General features: G+C 70.6%; 24 protein-coding genes. 17 read left to right on the top strand and 7 right to left on the bottom strand.

Annotated features, from left to right (window positions below):
• Positions 1–317 precede the first annotated feature (317 nt).
• Both AB0I54_RS30365 and AB0I54_RS30360 read right to left on the bottom strand, forming a co-directional pair.
• Positions 318–1,637, bottom strand: a complete 1,320-nt coding sequence (locus tag AB0I54_RS30365; protein ID WP_363299390.1) for a D-arabinono-1,4-lactone oxidase — start codon at positions 1,635–1,637, stop codon at positions 318–320.
• Entirely contained in the window at positions 1,597–2,835 is a 1,239-nt protein-coding gene (locus AB0I54_RS30360) for an MFS transporter (protein ID WP_363299389.1), read from the bottom strand. Before AB0I54_RS30360 ends, AB0I54_RS30365 begins: the two co-directional genes overlap by 41 nt.
• A 130-nt stretch (positions 2,836–2,965) precedes the next feature.
• Here AB0I54_RS30360 and AB0I54_RS30355 point away from each other — a divergent pair, with 130 nt between their 5' ends.
• Both AB0I54_RS30355 and AB0I54_RS30350 read left to right on the top strand, forming a co-directional pair.
• Positions 2,966–4,093: a ferrochelatase gene (locus AB0I54_RS30355; RefSeq protein WP_363299388.1), complete on the top strand. Its 1,128-nt coding sequence runs from the start codon at positions 2,966–2,968 to the stop codon at positions 4,091–4,093.
• 8 nt (positions 4,094–4,101) lie between these two features.
• Complete coding sequence (locus tag AB0I54_RS30350) at positions 4,102–4,917, top strand: inositol monophosphatase family protein (protein WP_363299387.1); 816 nt, start codon at positions 4,102–4,104, stop codon at positions 4,915–4,917.
• Between the two features lie 233 nt (positions 4,918–5,150).
• On the opposite strand, the gene AB0I54_RS30345 is transcribed toward AB0I54_RS30350, so the two are convergent.
• Entirely contained in the window at positions 5,151–5,315 is a 165-nt protein-coding gene (locus AB0I54_RS30345; protein WP_263213488.1) for a hypothetical protein, read from the bottom strand.
• Between the two features lie 416 nt (positions 5,316–5,731).
• Between AB0I54_RS30345 and AB0I54_RS30340 the strand changes: the two genes are divergently transcribed.
• From AB0I54_RS30340 to AB0I54_RS30325, 4 genes are all read left to right on the top strand, one after another.
• Positions 5,732–6,385 carry a response regulator transcription factor gene (locus AB0I54_RS30340; protein ID WP_055494404.1) on the top strand — a complete coding sequence of 218 codons (654 nt, stop codon included), beginning with the start codon at positions 5,732–5,734 and terminating at the stop codon, positions 6,383–6,385.
• Positions 6,386–6,390: 5 nt separating this feature from the next.
• Positions 6,391–7,647 (top strand): HAMP domain-containing sensor histidine kinase, encoded by a 1,257-nt coding sequence (locus tag AB0I54_RS30335; protein WP_363299386.1) that lies wholly within the window; start codon positions 6,391–6,393, stop codon positions 7,645–7,647.
• A 403-nt stretch (positions 7,648–8,050) separates the two neighbouring features.
• On the top strand, positions 8,051–8,347 hold the full coding sequence (locus tag AB0I54_RS30330; protein WP_005481602.1) for a DUF4193 domain-containing protein: 297 nt from the start codon (positions 8,051–8,053) through the stop codon (positions 8,345–8,347).
• A 13-nt stretch (positions 8,348–8,360) separates the two neighbouring features.
• Positions 8,361–9,281, top strand: a complete 921-nt coding sequence (locus tag AB0I54_RS30325; RefSeq protein ID WP_363299385.1) for a hypothetical protein — start codon at positions 8,361–8,363, stop codon at positions 9,279–9,281.
• Between the two features lie 65 nt (positions 9,282–9,346).
• Here the strand turns inward: AB0I54_RS30325 and AB0I54_RS30320 are convergent, their stop codons facing one another.
• Positions 9,347–9,814 carry a DUF3093 domain-containing protein gene (locus AB0I54_RS30320; RefSeq protein ID WP_363299384.1) on the bottom strand — a complete coding sequence of 156 codons (468 nt, stop codon included), beginning with the start codon at positions 9,812–9,814 and terminating at the stop codon, positions 9,347–9,349.
• Between the two features lie 58 nt (positions 9,815–9,872).
• Between AB0I54_RS30320 and AB0I54_RS30315 the strand changes: the two genes are divergently transcribed.
• From AB0I54_RS30315 to AB0I54_RS30275, 9 genes are all read left to right on the top strand, one after another.
• Positions 9,873–10,457, top strand: coding sequence for a PaaI family thioesterase (locus AB0I54_RS30315; protein ID WP_363299383.1), 585 nt, complete (start codon positions 9,873–9,875; stop codon positions 10,455–10,457).
• Positions 10,454–11,005 (top strand): dUTP diphosphatase, encoded by a 552-nt coding sequence (gene dut / locus AB0I54_RS30310; protein ID WP_363299382.1) that lies wholly within the window; start codon positions 10,454–10,456, stop codon positions 11,003–11,005. The genes AB0I54_RS30315 and dut overlap by 4 nt, the downstream gene beginning before the upstream one ends.
• Before the next feature lies 1 nt (position 11,006).
• Complete coding sequence (locus AB0I54_RS30305; protein WP_363299381.1) at positions 11,007–11,768, top strand: DUF3710 domain-containing protein; 762 nt, start codon at positions 11,007–11,009, stop codon at positions 11,766–11,768.
• A 637-nt stretch (positions 11,769–12,405) separates the two neighbouring features.
• Positions 12,406–13,602, top strand: a complete 1,197-nt coding sequence (locus tag AB0I54_RS30300) for an alginate lyase family protein (protein ID WP_363299380.1) — start codon at positions 12,406–12,408, stop codon at positions 13,600–13,602.
• A gap of 64 nt (positions 13,603–13,666) precedes the next feature.
• A complete protein-coding gene (locus tag AB0I54_RS30295) occupies positions 13,667–14,359 on the top strand; it encodes an ABC transporter ATP-binding protein (RefSeq protein ID WP_363299379.1) in 693 nt (230 codons plus the stop codon).
• A gap of 136 nt (positions 14,360–14,495) precedes the next feature.
• Positions 14,496–17,039 carry a sensor histidine kinase KdpD gene (locus tag AB0I54_RS30290; RefSeq protein WP_363299378.1) on the top strand — a complete coding sequence of 848 codons (2,544 nt, stop codon included), beginning with the start codon at positions 14,496–14,498 and terminating at the stop codon, positions 17,037–17,039.
• Positions 17,036–17,722 (top strand): response regulator, encoded by a 687-nt coding sequence (locus tag AB0I54_RS30285; protein ID WP_363299377.1) that lies wholly within the window; start codon positions 17,036–17,038, stop codon positions 17,720–17,722. Before AB0I54_RS30290 ends, AB0I54_RS30285 begins: the two co-directional genes overlap by 4 nt.
• A gap of 89 nt (positions 17,723–17,811) precedes the next feature.
• Positions 17,812–18,210, top strand: a complete 399-nt coding sequence (locus AB0I54_RS30280) for an OB-fold nucleic acid binding domain-containing protein (RefSeq protein WP_263213508.1) — start codon at positions 17,812–17,814, stop codon at positions 18,208–18,210.
• A 3-nt stretch (positions 18,211–18,213) separates the two neighbouring features.
• Complete coding sequence (locus AB0I54_RS30275) at positions 18,214–18,975, top strand: DUF3159 domain-containing protein (protein ID WP_363299376.1); 762 nt, start codon at positions 18,214–18,216, stop codon at positions 18,973–18,975.
• Between the two features lie 106 nt (positions 18,976–19,081).
• On the opposite strand, the gene AB0I54_RS30270 is transcribed toward AB0I54_RS30275, so the two are convergent.
• The 3 genes from AB0I54_RS30270 to AB0I54_RS30260 all read right to left on the bottom strand — a co-directional run bounded on the left by AB0I54_RS30270 (position 19,082) and on the right by AB0I54_RS30260 (position 20,852).
• Positions 19,082–19,753: a TrkA family potassium uptake protein gene (locus tag AB0I54_RS30270; RefSeq protein ID WP_363299375.1), complete on the bottom strand. Its 672-nt coding sequence runs from the start codon at positions 19,751–19,753 to the stop codon at positions 19,082–19,084.
• The gene (locus AB0I54_RS30265; RefSeq protein ID WP_189305041.1) at positions 19,753–20,424 is read right to left on the bottom strand and encodes a TrkA family potassium uptake protein; all 672 of its coding nucleotides are present in this window, start codon (positions 20,422–20,424) and stop codon (positions 19,753–19,755) included. The genes AB0I54_RS30270 and AB0I54_RS30265 overlap by 1 nt, the downstream gene beginning before the upstream one ends.
• A 287-nt stretch (positions 20,425–20,711) precedes the next feature.
• Entirely contained in the window at positions 20,712–20,852 is a 141-nt protein-coding gene (locus tag AB0I54_RS30260) for a hypothetical protein (protein WP_363299503.1), read from the bottom strand.
• A gap of 182 nt (positions 20,853–21,034) precedes the next feature.
• On the opposite strand from AB0I54_RS30260, the gene AB0I54_RS30255 reads away from it, so the two are divergent.
• Together AB0I54_RS30255 and AB0I54_RS30250 are read left to right on the top strand one after the other, a co-directional pair.
• The gene (locus AB0I54_RS30255) at positions 21,035–23,083 is read left to right on the top strand and encodes an APC family permease (protein WP_363299374.1); all 2,049 of its coding nucleotides are present in this window, start codon (positions 21,035–21,037) and stop codon (positions 23,081–23,083) included.
• Between the two features lie 66 nt (positions 23,084–23,149).
• The gene (locus tag AB0I54_RS30250; RefSeq protein ID WP_363299373.1) at positions 23,150–24,478 is read left to right on the top strand and encodes a TRAM domain-containing protein; all 1,329 of its coding nucleotides are present in this window, start codon (positions 23,150–23,152) and stop codon (positions 24,476–24,478) included.
• Positions 24,479–24,619 lie beyond the last annotated feature (141 nt).

Here is a 24,619-nt window from a genome sequence, read left to right as displayed (position 1 = left end):
GGCACGGGCCCTGGACCGCCGTTATGGCACGGTTACCTATTCGCAACGCTAAGTGACCAACTCCGTCACCCTGTGCAACTAGCCCCCCTCCCGGCGGTCCTGCAGGACCGCGGACACCCTGACGGGAGGCCGGGCCCAAGGCTCGCAACAGTACTCCATTCGGGCCACGTGCGTGGATTGCCGCGCCGCCCAACTTCTGGCAAGGGATGCGACTTGGCCGTGCGCAAGCGGATTTTCCCGATCATGAACGGGGTCGTTTCACGCAATTACCGCAAACGGAACCAATTGTTCCAGGCGCATTCCGCCCGTAAGCCTCCTTACGCCCCCAAAACCCGTCGCAGGTAGTCGTTCTGGAACAGCCGGTCCGGGTCGAGGCGGTCCCTGAGGGCGGTGAACTCGCCGAAGCGCGGGTAGACCTGGGCGAAGTACTCCGCGTCCCGGGTGTGCACCTTGCCCCAGTGCGGCCGGCCCTCGTGCGCGGTGAAGATGCGTTCGGCGGCGGTGAAGTACGCCTGATAGGGCGTGCCCTTGAACATATGGACGGCGATGTACGCGCTGTCCCGGCCGGAGGCGGTGGACAGGGTGATGTCGTCGGCGGGCGCGGTACGGACCTCCACCGGAAAGCTGATCCTGAGGGGTGAACGGTCGACCATCGCCCTGAGTTCCCGCAGGGCATCCACCAACGCCACGCGCGGGACGGCGAACTCCATCTCCACGAACCGCACCCGGCGCGGCGATGTGTAGACCTTGTAGGGGATGTCCGTGTAAGTGCGCGCGGACAGGGCCTTGCTGGAGACCTTGGCGATCGTCGGGATCGTGGCGGGCGCCGCCCGGCCGACCCACTGGGCCACCTGGAACACGCCGTTGGAGAGGAACTCGTCCTCGAACCACCCGGCCAGCTGCCCCACCGGCTTCTCCGGGCCCGCGCTGCGGTTGTTGCGCTTCGTGTTGGTGTTGCCGGTGTGCGGGAACCAGTAGAACTCGAAGTGCTCGTTCTCGGCCCAGAGTTCGTCGAACTCGGCGAGTACCCGGTCGAAGGACATCGGTTCCTCGCGGGCCGTCAGCAGGAAGAGCGGCTCCACGGCGAACGTGATCGCGGTGACGATGCCCAGGGCGCCCAGGCCTATTCGGGCGGCCGCGAAGACGTCCGGATTGTCCTTCTCCGAGCAGCTGAGTACCGAGCCGTCGGCCGTGACCAGCTCCAGGCCCTTGATCTGGGCGGCGATGGAGGCGGAGTCGCGGCCGGTGCCGTGGGTGCCGGTGCTGGTCGCCCCGGAGACGGTCTGCTCCATGATGTCGCCCATGTTGGTGAGCGACAGACCCTCGCGCGCCAGAGCCATGTTGAGTCTCTTGAGCGGGGTGCCGGCCTCGACCGTGACGGTCATGGCCTCACGGTCGATGGTGCGGATACCGGTCAACAGTTGAGGGCGGATCAACACGCCGTCGGTGGCGGCGATGGAGGTGAAGGAGTGCCCGGTGCCGACGGCCTTCACCTTCAGGCCGTCCTCGGCGGCCCGGCGCACGGCAGCGGTCAGCTCCTCCACGGAGGCGGGCGTCACCTCCCGGGCGGGACGGGCGGCGACATTGCCTCCCCAGTTACGCCACGTGCCGTTCTTCCCGCTCGCTGTGGTGCTCAACGATGCCTCCCCGACCCGCGGCCGGCCTGCTGAGCCGGCGGTACCCGAGGAAACCGACCGCGATCGCGACGGCTCCGGACACGGCCGGAACCCCGTACCCGGCGCGTGCGCCGGCCGCGTCGATCACCCAGCCGGCCACGGAGGAGCCGACGGCGACCCCGACCGCGAGGCCGGTGCTCACCCAGGTCATCCCCTCGGTGAGCTTCGCGCGAGGTACGTGCTCTTCGATGAGGGACATCGTCGTGATCATCGTCGGCGCGATGGACAGGCCCGCAACGAACAGCGCCACGGCCAGAAGCGGCAGGTTTCCGACCAGTAGGAGGGGGATCATACTCACGGCCATCGCGCATATGCCCAGCAGCCACCGGCGTTCGGGCGCCCCCGCGAAGCGCAGCAGCCCGAACACGGCCCCGGCCAGGCAGGAACCGGCCGCGTACAGCGCCAGGACGACGCTTGCGGCGGCCTTGTGACCGCGCTCGTCGGCGAAGGCCACGGTGACCACGTCGACCGCCCCGAAGATCGCCCCCGTGGCCGCGAAGGTGGCCACCAGCACCTGGAGTCCCGCGGAGCGCAGCGCCGAACCGCCGCCGTGGTGCTCGCGCGGGTGCGGCTCCGGCTCGGTGGCGCGCTGGGCCGTCAGCCAGAAGACACCGGCGGCCAGGAAGCAGCCGGCCAGCAGCGGCCCCGCCTCCGGGAACCAGGCGGTGGACAGTCCGATGGAGACGATCGGCCCGAAGATGAAGCAGACCTCGTCCATCACGGACTCGAACGAGTAGGCGGTGTGCAGCTTCGGGGTGCCCCGGTACAGGGCCGCCCAGCGGGCCCGGATCATCGCGCCCAGGCTCGGTACGGAGCCGATCCCGGCGGCGCAGACGAACAACACCCAGTCCGGCCACCCGTAGTGCGCGGCGAACAGCAGCCCGGCCGCCGCCGCGAGCGCGACCAGCGTCGCCGGGCGCAGCACCCGGCGCTGCCCGTACTGGTCCACCAGCCGTGAGACCTGCGGCCCGATCGCCGCCGCGGCCAGGGCGATGGTCGCCGACAGCGCGCCCGCGAGCCCGTACCGCCCGGTGAGCTGGGAGATCATCGTGACCACGCCGATGCCCATCATCGACAGCGGCATCCTGCCGACGAAGCCCGCGGCGGAGAAGGACTTGGTGCCTGGTGCGTCGAACAGGGCGCGGTAAGGGCTGGGCACGCGGGGCTCCGTAAGGTGTGAAGAGAGTCGTTACAGCTTACGGGTTAGGCGAGCCTAACGCACCGCCCCGAACCGCACTCGTCACCCCGCTGTTTCCCGGCTGTCAGTGCCAGGTGGCAGGATCGGACCCATGCCAGACGCGCTCGATGCCACCCCCTACGACGCCCTGCTCCTGCTCTCCTTCGGCGGCCCGGAAGGCCCGGACGACGTGGTTCCGTTCCTGGAGAACGTGACGCGCGGGCGCGGCATCCCCAAGGAACGCCTGAAGGAAGTCGGACAGCACTACTTCCTGTTCGGCGGGGTCAGCCCCATCAACCACCAGAACCGCGCCCTGCTGGACGCCCTCCGCAAGGACTTCGCCGAGCACGGCCTGCACCTGCCCGTCTACTGGGGCAACCGCAACTGGGCCCCCTATCTGACGGACACCCTGCGCGAGATGGTCGCCGACGGCCGCCGCCGCATCCTGGTCCTGGCCACCAGCGCCTACGCCTCCTACTCGGGCTGCCGCCAGTACCGCGAGAACCTCGCCGACTCGCTGGCCGCCCTGGAGTCCGAGGGCCTGGAGCTGCCCAAGGTCGACAAGCTGCGGCACTACTTCAACCACCCCGGCTTCGTGCAGCCCATGATCGACGGGGTGCTCGAATCCCTGGCCGACCTGCCCGCCGACGTCCGGGACGGCGCCCACATCGCGTTCACGACCCACTCGATCCCCCTCTCCGCCGCGGACACCTCCGGCCCGGTCGAGGACCACGGCGAGGGCGGCGCGTACCTCGAACAGCACCTGGACGTGGCAGAGCTGATCGCCGAGGCCGTCCGCGAGCGCACGGGCGTCGACCACCCCTGGCGGCTCGTCTACCAGTCCCGCTCCGGAGCCCCGCACATCCCCTGGCTGGAGCCCGACATCTGCGACCACTTGGAGGCGCAGCACGAGGCCGGGGTCCCGGCCGTCGTCATGGCCCCCATCGGCTTCGTCTCCGACCACATGGAGGTCCTGTACGACCTCGACACCGAGGCGAAGGCCAAGGCCGAGGAGCTGGGCCTGCCGGTGCGCCGCTCGGCCACCGTCGGCGCCGACCCGCGGTTCGCCGCCGGGATCCGCGAGCTCGTCCTGGAGCGCGCCGCCGCGGAGAAGGGGCAGGACGTCACGCGGTGCGCCCTGGGCACGCTCGGCGCGAGCCACAACCTCTGCCCGGTCGGCTGCTGCCCCGCCCGCGCCCCCCGCCCCGCCGCCGCGGGCGCCGACAGCCCCTACGCGTGAGGAGCCCCGTGACCGACGCCCCGCATTCCGACCTGCTGCGGCTGGCGCAGGAGGCCGCGCACCGCGCCGGCACCCTGCTGCGGGACGGCCGCCCGGCCGACCTCGCGGTCGCCGCCACCAAGTCCAGCCCGATCGACGTCGTCACCGAGATGGACATCGCGGCGGAGAAGCTGATCACCGACCTGATCGCCGACCACCGCCCCGACGACGGCTTCCTCGGCGAGGAGGGCGCCTCCGTCGAGGGCACGAGCGGCATCCGCTGGGTGATCGACCCGCTCGACGGCACGGTCAACTACCTGTACGGACTGCCCACCTGGGCGGTGTCGATCGCGGCCGAGCAGGACGGGGAGACCGTCGTCGGCGTCGTCGCGGCCCCGATGCGCGGCGAGACGTACCACGCGGTGCGCGGCGGCGGCGCCTGGGCCACCGGCACCTGGGACGGCGAGCGCACACTGGCCTGCCGCCCCGCGCCGCCCCTGGAGCAGGCCCTGGTGTCGACCGGCTTCAACTACGTCTCCGAGGTCCGCGCCCACCAGGCCGAGGTCGCCGCGCGGCTGATCCCGCTGCTGCGCGACATCCGCCGCAGCGGCTCGGCCGCGGTCGACCTGTGCGACGTGGCCGCGGGCCGTCTCGACGGCTACTACGAGCGCGGGCTGAACGCCTGGGACTTCGCCGCAGGCGACCTGATCGCCCGGGAGGCGGGCGCGCTGACGGGCGGACGCCCCGGAGAGCGCCCCGCACGCGATCTGACGGTCGCGGGCACGCCCGGAGTCTTCGAACCCCTCCAGCGCCTCCTGGAGGACTTCGGCGCCTGGCACGACTGAGCCGGCCGGCTCGTTCGCGTACGGGGCACCCACGCTCGCCCCCGGCGGGAGCCCGCAGTGCCGACCCTGGTGGGGGCCCACGGCGCGGGCCCACCAACGCTGCCTGTCCCGACGCGTCGGCCGCGAGAGAGCCGTAGGGGCTTGGGCGCCCCGAAGGCGAACGAGCCAAAAAAGGAGCCCCCGGCGCTGGATTCGCCGGGGGCTCCGTTGTCGTGCGTACGCGCGATCAGACGCTAGGCGCTGACCTCCACACCGTGTTCGGCGGCGAGGCGGTGCAGGTCGTCGAGCTCTGCCTGCTCCACCTCGACGAGGAAGTCGTCGCCCTCGTCACGAGCCCGCGTGAGGTCGGACTCGGTCGCCTTTATGCGCTGCAGAAGTCCTGCGGTGAATGCGTCCATGCTGCGCCCCCTCGTCCTGGGTCGTGGGTCGGTGGCACGGGGGTGTGCCGTTCGGAAGGGACGATCACGTCTCCTGCGGGTGCCCAGCGCTGCCCTGCTGGGCGGCGACGGTGCCGGACACCCACGCCCGCTCCGCGGAAAAGCGGATCGCGATGTACCGCATGGTGTTGCGGCACATGCAGAGCGTGATCGTGGGGTGTAAAGCCGTCCTCCCCCCACTCCCTTCCGTGGAAACCTCAACCGGAGGAGAAAATCTCGCATTCCCGTCCGCCCGGCCCGATCTGTCCGGCCGGCGCCCCCGTCTTACAGCCGACTTATGGCCGAAAAGGGCAGGATGGAGGTCACACCCCACGAAGCCCCCTGCCCACGTGCGCTCACGGAGCGCTACGCGGGTGGACACAGGAAGGACAAGCGACGTGCGCGTACTCGTCGTCGAGGACGAGCAACTGCTCGCCGATGCGGTGGCCACCGGACTGCGCCGGGAGGCCATGGCCGTCGACGTCGTGTACGACGGTGCGGCCGCCCTGGAGCGCATCGGCGTCAACGACTACGACGTGGTCGTCCTCGACCGCGACCTCCCGCTCGTGCACGGCGACGACGTCTGCCGCAAGATCGTCGAGCTGGGCATGCCCACGCGCGTGCTCATGCTGACCGCGTCCGGCGACGTCAGCGACCGCGTCGAGGGCCTGGAGATCGGCGCCGACGACTATCTGCCCAAGCCCTTCGCGTTCAGCGAGCTCATCGCGCGCGTGCGTGCCCTAGGCCGGCGTACCAGCGTCCCGCTGCCGCCCGTCCTCGAGCGCGCCGGCATCAAGCTCGACCCCAACCGCCGCGAGGTCTTCCGCGAGGGCAAGGAGGTCCAGCTCGCGCCGAAGGAGTTCGCCGTCCTGGAGGTGCTGATGCGCAGCGAGGGCGCGGTCGTCTCGGCCGAGCAGCTGCTGGAGAAGGCCTGGGACGAGAACACCGACCCGTTCACCAACGTGGTGCGCGTGACGGTCATGACCCTGCGCCGCAAGCTGGGCGAGCCGCCCGTCATCGTCACCGTTCCCGGCTCCGGCTACCGGATCTGATCGCCATGGCAGCCGCACCCGCGCCCCCGCAGGCGCCCCCGAAGCCCACTTGGGACCCCCGGCGGCCGCAGCCCCCGTTCCCCTGGCTGCGCCCGACCATCCGCATACGGCTCACGCTGCTGTACGGCGGCATGTTCCTGATCGCCGGCATCCTGCTGCTGTCGATCATCTATCTGCTGGCCGCACAGGCGATCAGCACCGGCAACCAGCCGCTGTTCAAGATCGTCAGTTTTTCGCAGGGCTCTCAGCTCAAGGTCTCCAGCGACAACTGCCCCGAGATCAACACGACCAGCCTGCTGCTGTCGGACTTCAACGACGCGATCAGCCGGTGCGTCGACAAACAGCGCCAGGTCGCCCTGGACGATCTGCTCAGCCGCTCGCTGCTGGCCCTGCTGGGCCTCGCCATCATCGCCTTCGCGTTCGGCTATGCGATGGCAGGCCGGGTGCTCTCCCCGCTCGGGCGGATCACCCGCACCGCCCGCGCGGTGGCCGGCTCGGACCTGTCCCGCAGGATCGAGCTGGACGGCCCGGACGACGAGCTGAAGGAGCTGGCGGACACCTTCGACGACATGCTGGAGCGGCTGCAGCGGGCCTTCACCGCCCAGCAGCGCTTCGTCGGGAACGCCTCGCACGAGCTGCGGACCCCGCTCGCGATCAACCGCACGCTCCTGGAAGTGCATCTGTCCGACCCGAACGCGCCCGTGGAGCTGCAGCAGCTCGGCAAGACGCTGCTGGCGACCAACGAGCGCAGCGAGCAGCTCGTGGAGGGTCTGCTGCTGCTCGCCCGCAGCGACAACCAGATCGTCGAGCGCAAGCCCGTAGACCTCGCCGAGGTCGCCTCGCAGGCCATCGACCAGGTGCACGGCGAGGCGGAGGCCAAGGGCGTGCGGATCGAGGGCGAGCGCAAGCCGGCGGTCGTCCAGGGCAATGGCGTCCTGCTGGAGCGGATCGCCCTGAACCTGGTGCAGAACGCGGTGCGCTACAACGTCCCCGAGGACGGCTGGGTGGAGGTCACCACCGAGATCCAGCACGGGCAGGCGGTGCTGACGGTCTCGAACACCGGCCCGGTCGTGCCGGCGTACGAGATCGACAACCTCTTCGAGCCCTTCAGACGGCTGCGTACGGAGCGCACGGGCAGCGACAAGGGTGTGGGCCTCGGCCTGTCGATCGCGCGCTCCGTGGCGCGCGCCCACGGCGGCCACATCGCGGCGCAGCCGCGCGAGGGGGGCGGGCTCGTGATGCGTGTCACCCTGCCGGTGTGATCCACAACTGGTCGCGTTTCGACACACGCGGGGATGTTCGCTTTGCGCGGAATTTTCGGGAGACCGGACGGGCTTCTGCGTGTGTGATCGATCACATGCGCGGTTTTCCGGCCATCTACTCTCTGTGATCATGGCTGTGGGTAGAAAGCCGGGAAAATCCGGGTTTTCAGGTGTCTTGATCACGGGAAGTACACGTTGAGACGCCTTTGAGGTGCGGCATCAGGACCGTGTACGGTCCCCATCGCCATCCAAGCCGATCACTCTTGAGGAGTCCGGTTGGGTGTCGATTGAGTAACAGACCTTGATGTGAGGCAAAATCTCCGCCTCGGGTCGGGCACAAGTCCGGCCTCTCACGCGTTACGTGCGCTGGAGACACCGCAGACACCCAGAGGGGGAGAGCGACATGGCAACCGATTACGACACTCCACGCAAGACCGACGACGACGTCGACTCGGACAGTCTCGAAGAGCTGAAGGCCAGGAGGAACGACAAGTCGACCTCCGCGGTGGACGTCGACGAGTTCGAGGCCGCCGAAGGCCTTGAGCTGCCCGGCGCCGACCTTTCGAACGAAGAGCTGGCCGTCCGGGTGCTGCCGAAGCAGCAGGACGAGTTCACCTGCATGAGCTGCTTCCTGGTGCATCACCGCAGCCAGCTGGCCCGGGAGAAGAACGGTCAGCCGATCTGCCGCGACTGCGACTGAGGAGGGGTCGGCCGTGACTGGCTCGACCCCTCCCAGGAAGCGCCGCTTCCGTCTGACGGGAGCGGACCAGGGGCCGTCCGACGGCCCGATCGGTGCGCGTGACGACGAGCGGGGCTCATCCGGCGTGGGAGCCTCGCTCGAACCGGTGGCCGACCGGGGTGACCTCCCGGCGTCGGCCCAGATGCCCGCGCCCGTCGCCAGGCGGCGGGTCGCGGTCATCCGGGACAAGGCCTGGGACATGGCCCGGGAAGGCGCCCGTAAGGGCGGCAGCCGCGCCAAGGCGGGCCTCGGGTACCTCGCGGACCGGATCATCGAGATCGCCCCGCGGATCCCCGTACGTGACCTCGCCACGCTGCGCAGGCAGTTCCCCGGCCTCGGGCCCGAGGAACTCGCGGACAAGCTCGTGGCGGGCGCGGCCTACGGGACCTCGACCGTCGGGGCCGGGATCGGTGCCGCAGCGATGCTGCCGGTGCCGCCTGCCATGCCGACCGAACTGGCCGCGGAGATCACCGGGGTCGCGGCGATCGAGCTGAAGCTGATCGCCGAGCTGCACGAGGTCTACGGCGTACGGCCGCCGGGCAACCTCAAGGACCGGAGCACCGCGTATCTGTCCTCCTGGTCGGGGGAGCGCGGGATCCGGATGCTGAAGCCGTCGACGTACGACCGCGCCCTCGGCGGCCAGATGAAGCGCGAGCTGCGCCAGCAGATCATGAAGCGGATGGTGCGCGACCTGCCCAATCTGATGCCGTTCATGGTCGGCGCGGCGGTCGGGGCGGTCATGAACCGCCGGGACACCAGGAGACTCGCGGCACGCATCCGTGCGGACCTGCGCAAGATCCGGGTCCCGTGGGACGCCCTGGCCGAACTGCCCCCGCTGGAGGCGCCGGAGCATCCGCTGACGATGGGCGACATCACCAAGGAACTGGGGCACTGAGCCCCCTGTCCCCCCGTCGTGCGCCCTGCCCCGCCACCTCCTGCCACACGCCCCCGTAGGACGGCCTACGCCGTCGTCCCCCCGCGTGCGGCCTCGATGGCCGCCGCCAGGCGTTCCGGCTCCCGTGTGGACAGGTACAGGTACGGCGTCGGGTCGTCCGGGTCCGTGACCTCGACCCGCAGGGCCCTGGGGATGTAGGCGCGCAGGAGGAGGAAGGCGCGGGTGTCGGCCTTGTACGTGCGCCAGGCGCGGGCCTCCTCCGGGTCCAGGACCTCCGACTTGCCGAGGGCCGACACCGGGATCTTGGCCTCGCCGGCGATCAGGGAGTCGCCCACGACGCGGATGCGGAGCGAGCCGTACGAACTGGCGACCACCGCGGCCGCAGCCGTGCCACCCGCCAGGCCACCCAGCGCCGGCAACGGGCCGAAGGGGAGCAGGATCAGGGCGAACGAGACCCCGACCAGGAAGCTGATCAGCCACCAGGAGCGGGGGGCGGTGAGGCGTTCTTCGTAGGGGCTGGCGGAGAGCTGCATGGAGCCAAGCTTGGCACGGTGTCCGGATACCGCCGACGCGCGGGTAAGGTCTGCGGCTGTGAGTGGTAGTTCCGCAGGTCTCAAGCCTCCCGCCGATGCCGTGAAGCCGGTGCGGCACCCCGATGCCCCCGCGCCCGGTGAGGCGCTCGGTGCGCACTACGAACAGTGTTTCGGCTGTGGCCACGAGCAGTCGCACGGACTGCATCTGGAGGCGCGGGCCGGCGAGGGTGTGTCCCTCACGGCCGAGTTCACCGTGCAGCCCGCCCACCAGGGCGCCCCCGGCCTCGCGCACGGCGGGGTGCTGGCCACCGCCCTCGACGAGACGCTCGGGTCGCTCAACTGGCTGCTGCGGACCATCGCCGTCACCGGCCGGCTGGAGACGGACTTCGTGCGGCCCGTGCCGGTGGGGACGGCGCTGTATCTGGAGGCCGAGGTGACCGCCGTCGCCGGGCGGAAGATCTACTCCACGGCCACGGGGCGGATCGGCGGCCCCGACGGGCCCGTCGCCGTCCGTGCGGACGCCCTCTTCATCGAGGTCGAGGTCGGTCACTTCGTCAAGAACGGCCGCAAGGAAGAGATCCAGGCGGCCATGAGCGACCCGGACCAGGCCCGGCGCGCTCGCGCCTTCGAGGTGAACCCGTGAGCCGTGAGCCCCTGAACGTGCTGATCCGCCGCGTCGACCCCGACGTACCGCTTCCGGCGTACGAGCACCCCGGTGACGCGGGAGCCGATCTGCGGACGACTCAGAGCTGCGATCTGAAGCCGGGGGAGCGGGCCGTCCTGCCCACGGGAGTGTCTGTCGCCCTCCCTGAGGGGTACGCGGCGTTCGTGCACCCTCGATCCGGTCTCGCAGCCCGCTGCGGTGTCGCCCTCGTGAATGCCCCGGGGACGGTTGATGCCGGGTACCGTGGGGAGATCAAGGTGATCGTGGTGAATCTCGACCCGCGCGAGTGCGTGCGGTTCGAGCGCTTCGACCGGATTGCCCAACTGGTCGTCCAGCAGGTCGAGAGGGTCCGCTTCCAGGAGGTCGCGGAGCTTCCCGGTTCTGCACGGGCCGAGGGGGGCTTCGGGTCCACCGGCGGTCATGCCGCGGTGGGCGACGTGAGCGGCACAAACGGTCAGGCCGCCGTAGGCGGTCGGACGGGTGGGAATCGATACGCTTCGGTCGTATCCGACCGGGAAGGACAGTGACGTGTTCGGACGTCGCAAGAAGAAGGGTGCCGCCGAGGACGCGGCCGGCGAGGCCGAGCAGGTCGTCGACAGCGTCGACACCGAGGCGGACGAGGAAGAGGGCGAGCGCGAGCGCGTACGCCTTGAGCCGGAACCCCGGCCCGACGGGCCGTGGGACGACTCCGAGGTGCGCGAGCCGGGCGAGGGCCGGGTGGACCTCGGCGGTCTGCTCGTGCCCGGTGTCGACGGCATGGAGCTGCGCGTCGAGGTCGCGGGCGACGCGATCGTCGCGGCGACGGTCGTGCTGCGCGACAGCGCCGTCCAGCTGCAGGCCTTCGCCGCGCCCAAGCACGAGGGCATCTGGGGCGAGGTGCGCGAGGAGATCGCGACCGGCATCACCCAGCAGGGCGGCATCGTGGACGAGGTCGAGGGTCCGCTGGGCTGGGAGCTGCGCGCCCAGGTGCCGGTGCAGCTGCCGGACGGCACGGGTGGCTTCCAGGTCGTGCGGTTCGTGGGCGTGGACGGCCCGCGCTGGTTCCTGCGCGGTGTGATCTCCGGCCAGGGCGCGGTGCAGCCGCAGGCGGCCGGTCTGCTGGAGCAGATCTTCCGGGACACGGTCGTGGTCCGCGGCGAGGGCCCGATGGCGCCCCGCGACCCGATCGTCCTCAAGCTGCCGAACGACGCCCAGATGGTCCCCGAAGGCGTCCAGCAGGAGGAGTCCTCACGCTTCTCCGGCGGCATGGGCCAACTGCAGCGCGGCCCCGAGATCACCGAGGTCCGCTAGACGCTGCGCTCGGCTGAGCGATTCAAGGGCCGTACCCCGATGCCGGGTACGGCCCTTTCGCGTGCCGTCGTCAAGCTCCCGTCGACCCGACGGCCGGCGACGCGAGTGTGACGACAGGGCCTGGGCGCTGCGCTCGGCTGGGTGGTTCGGGGCTGTGCTCCGGTGCGGGGGTGCGGTCTTTGCGCTTGGGTGACGCGTTGGCGGGCGAACGGCCTGTACTTGTGGTCTCCGAAGGCGTTCGGCGGGGGGAGTCGTTGTGCTTCTCCGGCGGTATGGGCTGGTTGCAGCGTGGCCCGGAGACACCGAGGTCTGCTGGGTGCTGCGCTCGGTTGAGCGGTTCAAGGGCCGTGCCCCGATGTCGGGTGCGGCCTTTTCGGCTGCCGTTGTCACACCCCCGTCGGCCCCGCGACGCCCTGCGTGCCCGCCCGGGGGCTTCGAGCAGGGGACCCCGTCTTGTGTACGTCGGACTCCCTGACGTCGCCGGGCCCGCCCCCGCGGGCGGCAGGATCCGGGCGGGGTCCAAGGGGCGTGCCGATGTCGGGTGCGGGCCTTTCGCATGCGTGACCCCTTGACGCGTGATTGGTCTGTACCTACGGTCTCCGGCCAACGCCTCTGTTCATAAAGGCGCTCCACGTTCATGTATGAGAACGGAGTAACCGTGCGCCGAAGCCGAACCGCACTGCCCGCAGCCGTGGCATCCCTGCTGCTGGGCGCCCTGGCGGCACCCGCCGCCCACTCCGCCCCCACCGCCTTCGTCCATCCCGGAGTCACCGTCTCCAAGGGTCAGTTGGACTTCGCCCGCGACAAGGTCCTGGCCGGCGCCCAGCCCTGGAAGGGTGCCTACGACCGGATGCTGGCCAGCAAGTACGCCGACCTGAACCGCACCCCGAAGCCCCGAGCCACCGTGGAGTGCGGCTCCTACTCCAACCCCGACCACGGCTGCACCGACGAGCGCGAGGACGCGATCGCCGCGTACACCGACGCCCTCGCCTGGTACATCACCCGGGACGCCCGCTACGCCCGGAAGGCCATCCAGATCATGGACGCCTGGTCGGGCACGATCACCAGTCACACCAACAGCAACGCGCCCCTTCAGACCGGCTGGGCGGGCTCCTCCTGGCCCAAGGCCGCCGAGATCATCAAGTACACGTACCCGGGCGGCTGGGCCAACCAGGGCCGCTTCGCGACCATGCTCCGCAACGTCTACCTCCCGGTCGTCATCAAGGGCTCCAACTCCAACGGCAACTGGGAGCTGTCGATGATGGAGGCCGCCGTCGGCATCTCCGTCTTCCTGGAGGACAAGACGTCGTACGACACGGCCATGGCCAAGTTCCGCACCCGCGCGGCCGCCTACGTCTATCTGTCCTCCGACGGCTCCGTGCCGAGGACCGTGCCCAGCCAGCACCTCGACACCACCGCCAAGATCGTCGCCTACTGGCAGGGCCAGTCCACCTTCGTCACCGGACTCACCCAGGAGACCTGCCGGGACTTCGTGCACACCGGCTACGGCATCTCCGCGATCTCGCACATCGCCGAGACCAGCCGGATCCAGGGCCAGGACCTGTACGGCACCGACGTCGGCGAGCGTCTGCGGCAGGCGCTCGGGTTCCAGTCCAAGTACCAGCTGGGCACGGCCGCCCCGAGCTGGCTGTGCGGCGGGTCGCTCAAGCTCGGGCTCGGTCCGGTCACCGAGGTCGGCTACAACGCCCTGCACAACCGTCTCGGCATCGCCATGGCCAACACCCAGGCGCTGACCCTGAACAACCGCCCGGCGGGCAGCAACAACCTCTTCGTCGCCTGGGAGACCCTCACCCACGGCGACAACCCCGGCTGACGAACCCGTTGAACGGCCGGGCGTCCGGCGGCGATACTGGCGCCCGGTCCACGGGGGAGGCGACATGAGCCAGGTGGTCACCGAGACCATGGTGCGCGTCGAGAACGTCCACAGGTCCTACGGCCATGGAGCCGCCGCCGTGCACGCCCTGCGCGGTGTCTCCTTCGAGGTCCCGCGCGGCGAGCTCGTCGCCCTCAAGGGGCGCTCGGGATCGGGCAAGACCACGCTCCTGAACATCGTCGGCGGGCTCGACACGCCCGACCGGGGGAGGGTCGCCGTCGACGGCCGGGACCTTGCGGAGCTCGGCGAGAGCGGGCTGCTGGAGCTGCGCCGCGACCGGATCGGCTTCGTCTTCCAGTCCTTCGGGCTCATTCCCATCCTCACGGCCGCCGAGAACGTCGGCGTGCCGATGCGGCTGCGCCGGGCCGACCCGCGCGAGCGCGAGGAACGTGTCGAGCTGCTGCTCTCCCTCGTCGGCCTGGCCGACCACGCGGCCCAGCGGCCCGGCGAGCTGTCCGGCGGCCAGCAGCAGCGCGTCGCCATCGCCCGCGCCCTCGCCAACCGCCCCGCGCTCCTCGTCGCCGACGAGCCCACCGGCCAGCTGGACGCCGACACCGGTCACGCCGTGATGGAGCTGCTGCGGGCCGTCGTACACAGCGAGCGGGTCACGGCGCTGGTCGCCACGCACGACGCGACCCTGCTCGACCTGGCCGACCGGGTGCTGGAACTGAGCGACGGCGAGATCGTCGAGCGCTGAGCGCACAGCACATCAGGGCATCCCGTCAGGGTTGCGTCAAAGATGCCCGCTGCCGGGCTCCCTGCCCCATTGGCCGGGATTGTTGGCCGTAAGGTCGACGCTGCGTATGCGGCAGTAACCGGAAGACAATGGGGCCATGGCACGCGGCAAGCTTCGGATCTACCTCGGTGCGGCACCGGGCGTGGGCAAGACCTACGCGATGCTGTCCGAGGCGCACCGGCGTGTGGAGCGGGGCACCGACTGCGTGGTGGCCTTCGTGGAGCACTACGGCCGGCCGCGCACCGAGGTGATGCTGCACGGCCTGGAGCAGGTCCCGCGCAGGGAGCTGGGGTACCGCGGTGCCGTCTTCACCGAGATGGACGTCGACGCCGTCCTCCGTCGCGCGCCCGCCATCGCCCTGGTGGACGAACTCGCCCACACCAACATCCCGGGCTCGCGCAACGCCAAGCGCTGGCAGGACGTCGAGGAACTGCTCGCCGCCGGCATCGACGTGATCTCGACCGTGAACATCCAGCACCTGGAGTCGCTCGGCGACGTCGTCGAGTCCATCACGGGTGTACGGCAGCGGGAGACCGTGCCGGACGAGGTCGTACGGCGGGCGGACCAGATCGAGCTTGTCGACATGTCGCCGCAGGCGCTGCGGCGACGGATGGCGCACGGCAACATCTACCAGCCCGACAAGGTCGACGCGGCCCTGTCCAACTACTTCCGGCCGGGCAACCTGACCGCGCTGCGCGAGCTGGCGCTGCTGTGGGTGGCCGACCGGGTCGACGAGTACCTCAAGCAGTACCGCAGTGAGCACCAGGTCTCGGCGATCTGGGGTTCCCGGGAGCGGATCGTCGTCGGACTGACCGGAGGCCCCGAGGGGCGCACGCTGATCCGCCGGGCCGCCCGTCTCGCCGAGAAGGGCGCAGGGGGCGAGGTGCTCGCCGTCTACATAGCCCGTAGCGACGGCCTGACCTCGGCCTCCCCGAAGGAGCTCGCCGTCCAGCGCACGCTGGTCGAGGACCTCGGCGGCACCTTCCACCACGTCGTCGGCGACGACATACCCACCGCCCTGCTCGACTTCGCGCGCGGGGTCAACGCCACCCAGATAGTCCTCGGCTCCTCGCGGCGCAAGGCGTGGCAGTACGTCTTCGGGCCCGGCGTCGGCGCCACGGTCGCCCGGGAGTCCGGGCCCGACCTCGACGTCCACATCGTCACCCACGGAGAGGTGGCCAAGGGCCGCGGACTGCCCGTGGCCCGGGGCGCGCGGCTCGGCCGCGCCCGGATCATCTGGGGCTGGGCCGTGGGACTCGCGGGCCCCGCCGTCATGGCGGTGCTGCTGACCACCGTGAACCTCGGCCTCGCCAACAACATGCTGCTGTTCCTGACCCTCACGGTCGCGGCGGCCCTGCTCGGCGGGCTCCTGCCGGCCCTGGCCTCGGCGGCCTTCGGGTCACTGCTGCTGAACTACTTCTACACACCGCCGCTGCACCGGCTGACGATCGCCGACCCGAAGAACATCGTCGCCATCGTGATCTTCTTCGGGGTCGCGGTGTCCGTGGCGTCCGTGGTCGACCTCGCGGCACGGCGCACCCACCAGGCGGCCCGGCTACGCGCCGAGTCGGAGATCCTCTCCTTCCTGGCCGGCAATGTGCTGCGCGGCGAGACCAGCCTGGAGGAGCTGCTGGAGCGGGTCAGGGAGACCTTCGGGATGGAGTCGGCGGCCCTGCTGGAGCGGGCCGGTGAGACCGAGCCCTGGACCTGCGCCGGCCGCGCCGGATTCGGGCCCACGCTGGAGCGGCCGGAGGACGCCGACGTCGACATGCCGGTCGGGGACCACCTGGCACTTGCGCTGACGGGCCGGGTGCTGCCCGCCGAGGACCGCAGGGTGCTGGCGGCCTTCGCCGCGCAGGCCGCCGTCGTGCTGGACCGCAGGCGCCTCCAGGAGGAGGCGTACCGGGCCCGCGCGCTGGCCGAGGGCAACCGCATCCGCACGGCGCTGCTCGCCGCCGTCAGCCATGACCTCCGTACTCCCCTGGCCGGCATCAAGGCGGCCGTCTCCTCGCTGCGGTCCGACGACGTGGCCTGGTCCGAGGAGGACCAGGCGGAGCTCCTGGAGGGCATCGAGGAGGGTGCCGACCGGCTCGACCACCTCGTGGGCAACCTGCTGGACATGTCCCGGCTGCAGACCGGCACGGTCACCCCGATCATCCGCGAGATCGATCTCGACGAGGTGGTGCCGATGGCGCTGGGCGGCGTGCCCGAGGGCAGCGTGGACCTGGACATCCCCGAGAGCCTCGCGATGGTCGCCGTCGACGCCGGGCTGCTCGAACGCGCGGTGGCCAACCTGGTGGAGAACGCCGTCAAGTACAGCCCGCCGGACCGGCCCGTGCTCGTCTCCGGCAGCGCCCTCGCCGACCGGGTCGAGGTGCGGGTCGTGGACCGGGGCCCGGGCGTCCCGGACGCGGCCAAGGAACGCATTTTCGAACCCTTCCAGCGCTACGGTGACGCCCCGCGCGGCGCCGGGGTCGGCCTCGGCCTGGCCGTCGCGCGCGGCTTCGCCGAGGCCATGGGCGGCACCCTCGACGCCGAGGACACGCCCGGTGGCGGTCTCACCATGGTCCTGAGCCTGCGCGCGGCAGGAGCGCGTGCCGGACAGCTCACCCCCGTACCACCGGAAAGGCAGGTCACATGACCCGGGTGCTCGTGGTCGACGACGAGCCGCAGATCGTGCGCGCCCTCGTGATCAACCTCAAGGCACGCAAGTACGAGGTGGACGCGGCCGCCGACGGCCGTACCGCCCTCGAACTCGCCGCATCCCGCCACCCCGACGCGGTGGTCCTGGACCTGGGCCTGCCCGACATGGACGGCGTCGAGGTGATCAAGGGCCTGCGCGGCTGGACCCGGGTGCCGATCCTGGTCCTGTCGGCCCGGCACACCTCGGACGAGAAGGTCGAGGCGCTCGACGCCGGCGCCGACGACTACGTGACCAAGCCCTTCGGCATGGACGAGCTGCTGGCCCGGCTGCGGGCCGCCGTGCGCCGGGCCGAGCCGGTCGCCGGGGGCGGCGAGGACGACGTGCTGGTGGAGACCGAGGGGTTCACGGTCGACCTGGCCGCGAAGAAGGTCAACCGGGCCGGGAAGGACGTACGGCTGACTCCGACCGAGTGGCATCTGCTGGAGGTGCTGGTGCACCACACGGGCCGCCTGGTCAGCCAGAAGCAGCTGCTGCAAGAGGTGTGGGGGCCGTCGTACGGGACCGAGTCGAACTATCTGCGCGTGTACATGGCCCAGCTGCGCCGCAAGCTGGAGGCGGACCCCTCGCACCCCAGGCACTTCATCACGGAGCCGGGGATGGGGTATCGGTTCGAGAGGTGAGCCGCGGGGAAAGGTGAGCCGGGGCGGCGCGGGTCCGGGCGTGGGGCCGCGGGTACGTAGCCGTCAGTGCTCCCCGGTACGCTTCAGATATGAGCGCTGTTCCTCGTTCCGAAAAGCCGGTGGGCCGGTTCCGGCGCATGCTCGACCGGCTTTCCTCGTCCCAGGAGGACCTGGAGTCCGAGGAGCTGCGGGAGGACGCCGACATCGCGGGCTGTATCCGGATCGGCGACTGCCACGACCGGCAGATCGTCACGGTTACTGGTACCTTGCGCACGGTCACCCTGCGGCCGCGCGCCGGAGTGCCGGCCCTGGAGGCCGAGCTGTTCGACGGCTCCGCCGCCCTGGACGTGGTGTGGCTCGGCAGGCGCTCCATCGTGGGGATAGAACCGGGGCGCAAGCTGATCGCGTCGGGCCGGATCTCGATGAGCCGGGGCCGCCGCGTGCTGTTCAACCCCAAGTACGAACTGAGACCCCTCGGACGGGAGTAGCCCGTGACGTCACTCGACAAGCCGACCGAAGACACCACTCAGCAGGACGAAGCCAGGGCGGTCACCGAGGCCGCGCTGTTCGAGGCGTTCGGCGGTGTCCGGGGCATGGTCGAGACGGTCCTGCCCGGCCTTCTCTTCGTCACGATCTTCACGATCAACAAGGACCTGCACTGGTCCGCGATCGCCGCGCTGGCCGTGTCGCTCGTCCTGGTCGTGGTCCGGCTGGCGATGAAGGACACCGTCAAGCACGCCTTCAGCGGTGTCTTCGGCGTCGCCTTCGGCGTGGTGTTCGCGATGTTCACCGGCAACGCCAAGGACTTCTACCTCCCCGGCATGCTCTACACGCTGGGCCTGGCGCTGGCGTACATCATCACGACCCTCGCGGGCGTTCCCCTGATCGGGCTGATCCTCGGCCCGGTCTTCAAGGAGAACCTCTCCTGGCGCACCCGCAACCCCGGCCGCAAGAAGGCCTACGCCAAGGCGAGTTGGGCCTGGGGCCTGATCCTGCTCGCCAAGTGCGCGATCCTCTTCCCGCTCTACTGGTGGGCGAACACCGCTCAGCTGGGCTGGGTCCTGGTCACCCTCAAGATCCCGCCCTTCCTGCTCGCGGTCTGGCTGACCTGGGTCTTCCTGGCGAAGGCGCCCGCGCCGATCGACGTCTTCGCGGAGATGGAGGCGGAGGAGAAGGCCGAGGAGGAGCGCAGAGCGGCACTGGCGGCGGAGCGGGGCGAGACCACGGGCGGACGGCACCGCCGGGACGGGTAGTTCCGCCTACTTCGCCCACCCCACGGAGTTCACGTACTTCGCATACGACGACGGGGGCGCCCGGAGACCGGTCTCCGGGCGCCCCCGTCGTCGTAACCCTCGAACGTCAGCCGTTGTCCCGACGGACCGACAGCAGGTCCTCCAGCTGCTCCTCCCGGGCCTGCGCGGCCACGAAGAGGAGTTCGTCGCCCGCTTCCAGGGAGTCGTCCCTGGAGGGGGTCAGGACGCGGGTGCCGCGGATGATCGTGACCAGGGACGTGTCCTCGGGCCACTCGACGTCGCCGACCTGGGTGCCGGCCAGGGCCGACTCCTCCGGAAGGGTCAGCTCGACGAGGTTGGCGTCGCCGTGGCTGAAGCGCAGCAGCCGGACCAGATCGCCGACGCTCACCGCCTCCTCGACCAGGGCGGACATCAGACGTGGCGTGGAGACGGCGACATCGACGCCCCAGGACTCGTTGAACAGCCACTCGTTCTTGGGGTTGTTCACCCGGGCCACGACACGCGGGACGCCGTACTCCGTCTTCGCGAGCAGGGAGATGACCAGGTTGACCTTGTCGTCGCCCGTCGCGGCGATCACCACGTTGCAGCGCTGGAGCGCCGCCTCGTCCAGGGACGTGATCTCACAGGCGTCGGCCAGCAGCCACTCCGCCTGCGGGACGCGCTCGACCGAGATGGCGGTCGGCGCCTTGTCGATGAGCAGGACCTCGTGGCCGTTCTCCAGCAGTTCGCCGGCGATCGAACGGCCGACCGCGCCGGCACCGGCAATGGCGACCCTCATCAGTGACCGCCCTCCTCTTCAGGGCCCCCGGCGAACGCCGCCTCGACCTTCTCGACGTCGTCCGTACGCATCATCACGTGCACGAGGTCGCCCTCCTGCAGCACCGTCTGCGAGGTGGGCAGGATCGCCTCGCCGAGGCGGGTCAGGAACGCCACGCGGACGCCCGTCTCCTCCTGCAGCTTGCTGATCTTGTGGCCGACCCACTTCGCTGAGGCGTGCACCTCGGCGAGCTGGACGCCGCCGGTGGGGTCGCGCCACAGCGGCTCCGCCCCGGAGGGCAGCAGCCGGCGCAGCATCTGGTCGGCGGTCCAGCGGACCGTCGCCACGGTGGGGATGCCCAGGCGCTGGTAGACCTCCGCGCGGCGGGGGTCGTAGATACGGGCCGCGACGTTCTCCACGCCGAACATCTCGCGGGCCACGCGCGCGGAGATGATGTTCGAGTTGTCTCCGCTGGAGACGGCTGCGAAGGCGCCCGCCTCCTCGATGCCGGCCTCGCGCAGCGTGTCCTGGTCGAAGCCGACGCCGGTGACCCGGCGCCCGCCGAATCCGGGGCCCAGCCGACGGAAGGCGGTGGGGTCCTGGTCGATCACGGCGACCGTGTGGCCCTGCTGTTCCAGGGTCTGGGCAAGAGCGGAGCCCACTCTTCCGCAGCCCATGATGACGATGTGCACGGTCTTACCCCGCACTCCTCAGGCCGCTGACTTGCGTGAACGCAGTGCTCATATCCTTCTCTCGGCTCGCCGGGGCAACGGGTCGGGGGACCTGTTTCACGGTCCACCGGGCAACATCATGCCGGGGAATCGCCCAGGTGATCCCCCGCGGGTACGGATCGCTGCCCGAGTGTGCCCAAGTCCACCGTAACGGCACGGACCGACAGCCCGGCTCGTTCCTCCAGGGAGCCTGGACCGCGCGGGTGAAGGCCCGGCCGACGCGCCCCGTGCTGGAACCGGGCCCGGGTTCAGAGCCGCGACTCGGCCGCGTACCCGGACGACCGCCTGACCGCCCGGCGCCGAGTGATGCTGCGCACGCTGCACAGGGTGAGGATTCCGAGGCCGACGATGGCGGACGCGGCACCGATGAGCTCTGCGGTCGCGGGCATGGGACCTCCGGGGTCGGCGACAGGCGGCGTTTGTCATCTAGACACGGCGATCGCGCCGACCACGGAATCCGCAGTTCAAGCCGTGTCTGTTTTCACTCTTGAGGCAGATCGGTGGACGCGCCGAGACAGATCGTGGGACGCGGGTGGGCGACAGCCAGTTCGAAGGCCTAGCATTCTCTGTCGTGTCCAAACTGACCGACGTGCCCAAACGGATTCTGATCGGGCGCGCTCTGCGCAGCGACCGGCTGGGCGAAACGCTCCTGCCGAAGCGCATCGCACTCCCCGTCTTCGCTTCCGACCCGCTGTCCTCCGTGGCCTACGCCCCGGGAGAGGTGCTGCTGGTCCTGTCCATCGCGGGCGTGTCGGCGTACCACTTCAGCCCCTGGATCGCGGTCGCGGTCGTCGTGCTGATGTTCACCGTGGTCGCCTCGTACCGGCAGAACGTCCACGCCTACCCGAGTGGCGGCGGCGACTACGAGGTGGCCACCACCAACCTCGGGCCCAAAGCGGGCCTCACCGTCGCCAGCGCGCTGCTCGTCGACTACGTCCTCACCGTCGCCGTCTCCATCGCCTCCGGCATCGAGAACCTCGGCTCCGCGGTCCCCTTCGTCGTCGAGCACAAGGTGCTCTGCGCGAGCGCGGTGATCGTGCTGCTGACGCTGATGAACCTGCGCGGGGTGAAGGAGTCGGGCAAGCTCTTCGCGATCCCGACGTACGTGTTCGTCGGCGGCGTCTTCATCATGATCACGTGGGGCGCCTTCCGCGGCCTGGTCCTCGGCGACACCATGCGCGCGCCGACCGCCGACTACCACATCAAGGCGGAACACCAGGGGCTGGCGGGCTTCGCCCTCGTCTTCCTGCTGCTGCGCGCCTTCTCCTCCGGCTGTGCCGCGCTCACCGGCGTCGAGGCGATCTCCAACGGCGTCCCCGCCTTCCGCAAGCCCAAGTCCAAGAACGCGGCGACCACGCTCGCGATGATGGGCCTGCTGGCCGTCACCATGTTCTGCGGCATCATCGCCCTGGCCATGTCGACCAAGGTGCGCATGGCCGAGAACCCGGCCAGCGACCTGATCCACAACGGCGTCCCGATCGGTCCGGGCTATGTCCAGAACCCGGTGATCTCCCAGGTCGCCGAGGCCGTGTTCGGCAAGGGCAGCTTCCTGTTCATCCTGCTCGCGGCCGCCACCGCCCTGGTGCTGTTCCTGGCGGCGAACACCGCGTACAACGGCTTCCCGCTGCTGGGCTCGATCCTCGCCCAGGACCGCTACCTGCCGCGCCAGCTGCACACCCGGGGCGACCGCCTCGCCTTCTCCAACGGCATCGTGCTGCTCGCGGGCGCTGCGGCCCTGTTGGTCGTGATCTACGGCGCCGACTCGACGCGGCTGATCCAGCTGTACATCGTCGGCGTGTTCGTGTCCTTCACGCTCAGCCAGACCGGCATGGTCCGGCACTGGAACCGGCACCTCGCCACCGAGAAGGACCAGGCCAAGCGGCGCCACATGGTCCGCTCCCGGGCGATCAACGCCTTCGGCGCCTTCTTCACCGGCCTGGTCCTGGTCGTCGTCCTCGTCACCAAGTTCACGCACGGTGCCTGGGTGGCCCTGCTGGGCATGGTCATCTTCTACGCGACGATGACCGCGATCCGCCGCCACTACGACCGTGTGTCCGAGGAGATCGCCGCCCCCGAGGGCCCGAGCGACGACAGCGTGCGGCCCTCCCGCGTCCACTCCCTCGTCCTCATCTCCAAGATCCACCGCCCCACCCTGCGCGCCCTGGCCTACGCCAAGCTGATGCGCTCCGACACCCTGGAGGCGCTCACCGTCAACGTCGACCCGGCGGAGACGAAGGCGCTGCGCGAGGAGTGGGAGCGGCGCGGCATCGACGTGCCCCTGAAGGTGCTCGACTCGCCCTACCGCGAGATCACGCGCCCGATCATCGAGTACGTCAAGGGCCTGCGCGCGGAGTCCCCGCGCGACGCGGTCTCGGTGATCATCCCGGAGTATGTGGTCGGCCACTGGTACGAGCACCTGCTGCACAACCAGAGCGCCCTGCGGCTCAAGGGCCGTCTGCTGTTCACCGCGGGCGTCATGGTCACCTCGGTGCCGTACCAGCTGGAGTCCTCCGAGGCGGCCAAGGTCCGTGCCCGCAAGCGGCAGGAGTGGAACGCGCCGGGTGCGGTGCGACGCGGTCCCGCCCAGCAGCGGCCGAAGGAGCCGACCGCCGGGAGCTGAGCGGTGCGGGTGACGACGTAGACTGGTGGGCTGTTGTACCGCCCCTCGATCTGGAGTCACCCCGCCATGCAGGCAGAACCGAAGAAGTCGCTGGTGGGCGAGGAGTACGAGGTCGAGGTCGGCGCCGTCGCCCACGGCGGCCACTGCATCGCCCGCACCTCCGAGGGCCAGGTGCTGTTCGTCCGGCACGCGCTGCCGGGCGAGCGGGTCGTGGCCCGGGTGACGGAGGGCGAGGAGGGCGCCCGGTATCTGCGAGCCGACGCGGTCGAGGTGCTGGAGGCCTCCAAGGACCGTATCGAGGCCCCCTGCCCCTACGCCGGTCCCGGCCGCTGCGGCGGCTGCGACTGGCAGCACGCCAAGCCCGGCGCCCAGCGCCGCCTCAAGGGCGAGGTCATCGCCGAGCAGCTGCAGCGGCTCGCGGGCCTCACGCCCGAGGAGGCGGGCTGGGACGGCACGGTGATGCCCGCCGAGGGCGACAAGCTGCCGGCGGGCGAGGTGCCGCAGTGGCGCACCCGCGTCCAGTACGCCGTCGACGCCGAGGGCCACGCCGGCCTGCGCCGCCACCGCTCGCACGAGGTGGAGCGCATCGACCACTGCATGATCGCGGCGGCCGGTGTCACCGAGCTGGGCATCGAGAAGCGTGACTGGACCGGTATGGAGTCGATCGAGGCGATCGCGGCAACGGGCTCGCAGGACCGCCAGGTGATCCTGACCCCGCGGCCCGGAGCCCGCCTCCCGATCGTCGAGCTGGACAAGCCGGTGTCGGTGATGCGCGTCGGCGAGAAGGACGGCGGTGTGCACCGCGTCCACGGCCGTCCCTTCGTCCGTGAGCGCGCGGACGGCCGCACCCACCGCGTCGGCAGCGGAGGCTTCTGGCAGGTCCACCCCAAGGCGGCGGACACCCTGGTGACGGCGGTCATGCAGGGCCTGCTGCCGCGCAAGGGCGAGATGGCCCTGGACCTCTACTGCGGTGTCGGCCTCTTCGCCGGCGCCCTCGCGGACCGCCTCGGCGAGAAGGGCGCGGTCCTCGGCATCGAGTCCGGCAAGCGCGCCGTCGAGGACGCCCGCCACAACCTCGCCGACTTCCCCCGCGTCCGCATCGAACAGGGCAAGGTCGAGTCCGTCCTGCCCCGCACCGGCATCACCGAGGTAGACCTGATCGTCCTCGACCCCCCGCGCGCCGGCGCCGGCCGCCAGACGGTCGCCCACCTGACCTCACTGGACGCCCGCCGCATCGCCTACGTGGCCTGCGACCCGGCGGCCCTGGCCCGGGACCTCGGCTACTTCCGCGAGGGCGGGTACCGGGTGCGGACGCTGCGGGCGTTCGATCTGTTTCCGATGACCCACCACGTGGAGTGCGTGGCGATTCTGGAGCCGGCCGCCAAGGGCGTCTGACCTGCGCGTTTGTACAGGTCTGCGAGTGCGGTGCCGAGCGTTTCGACATGCCTCCAGGTGACCACCACGTGGGGCCGACAGCACCCGTGCCTGGGCTCGCAGTCGCCGGCGACCTGCCTTTCCTCGTCCCGGTCGGCCGCT

It is taken from the genome of Streptomyces sp. NPDC050625 (assembly GCF_040654755.1).
GTDB lineage: Bacteria > Actinomycetota > Actinomycetes > Streptomycetales > Streptomycetaceae > Streptomyces.
Note: the sequence above shows the minus strand (reverse complement) of the source record. Positions and strands in the feature narration are given on the sequence as shown.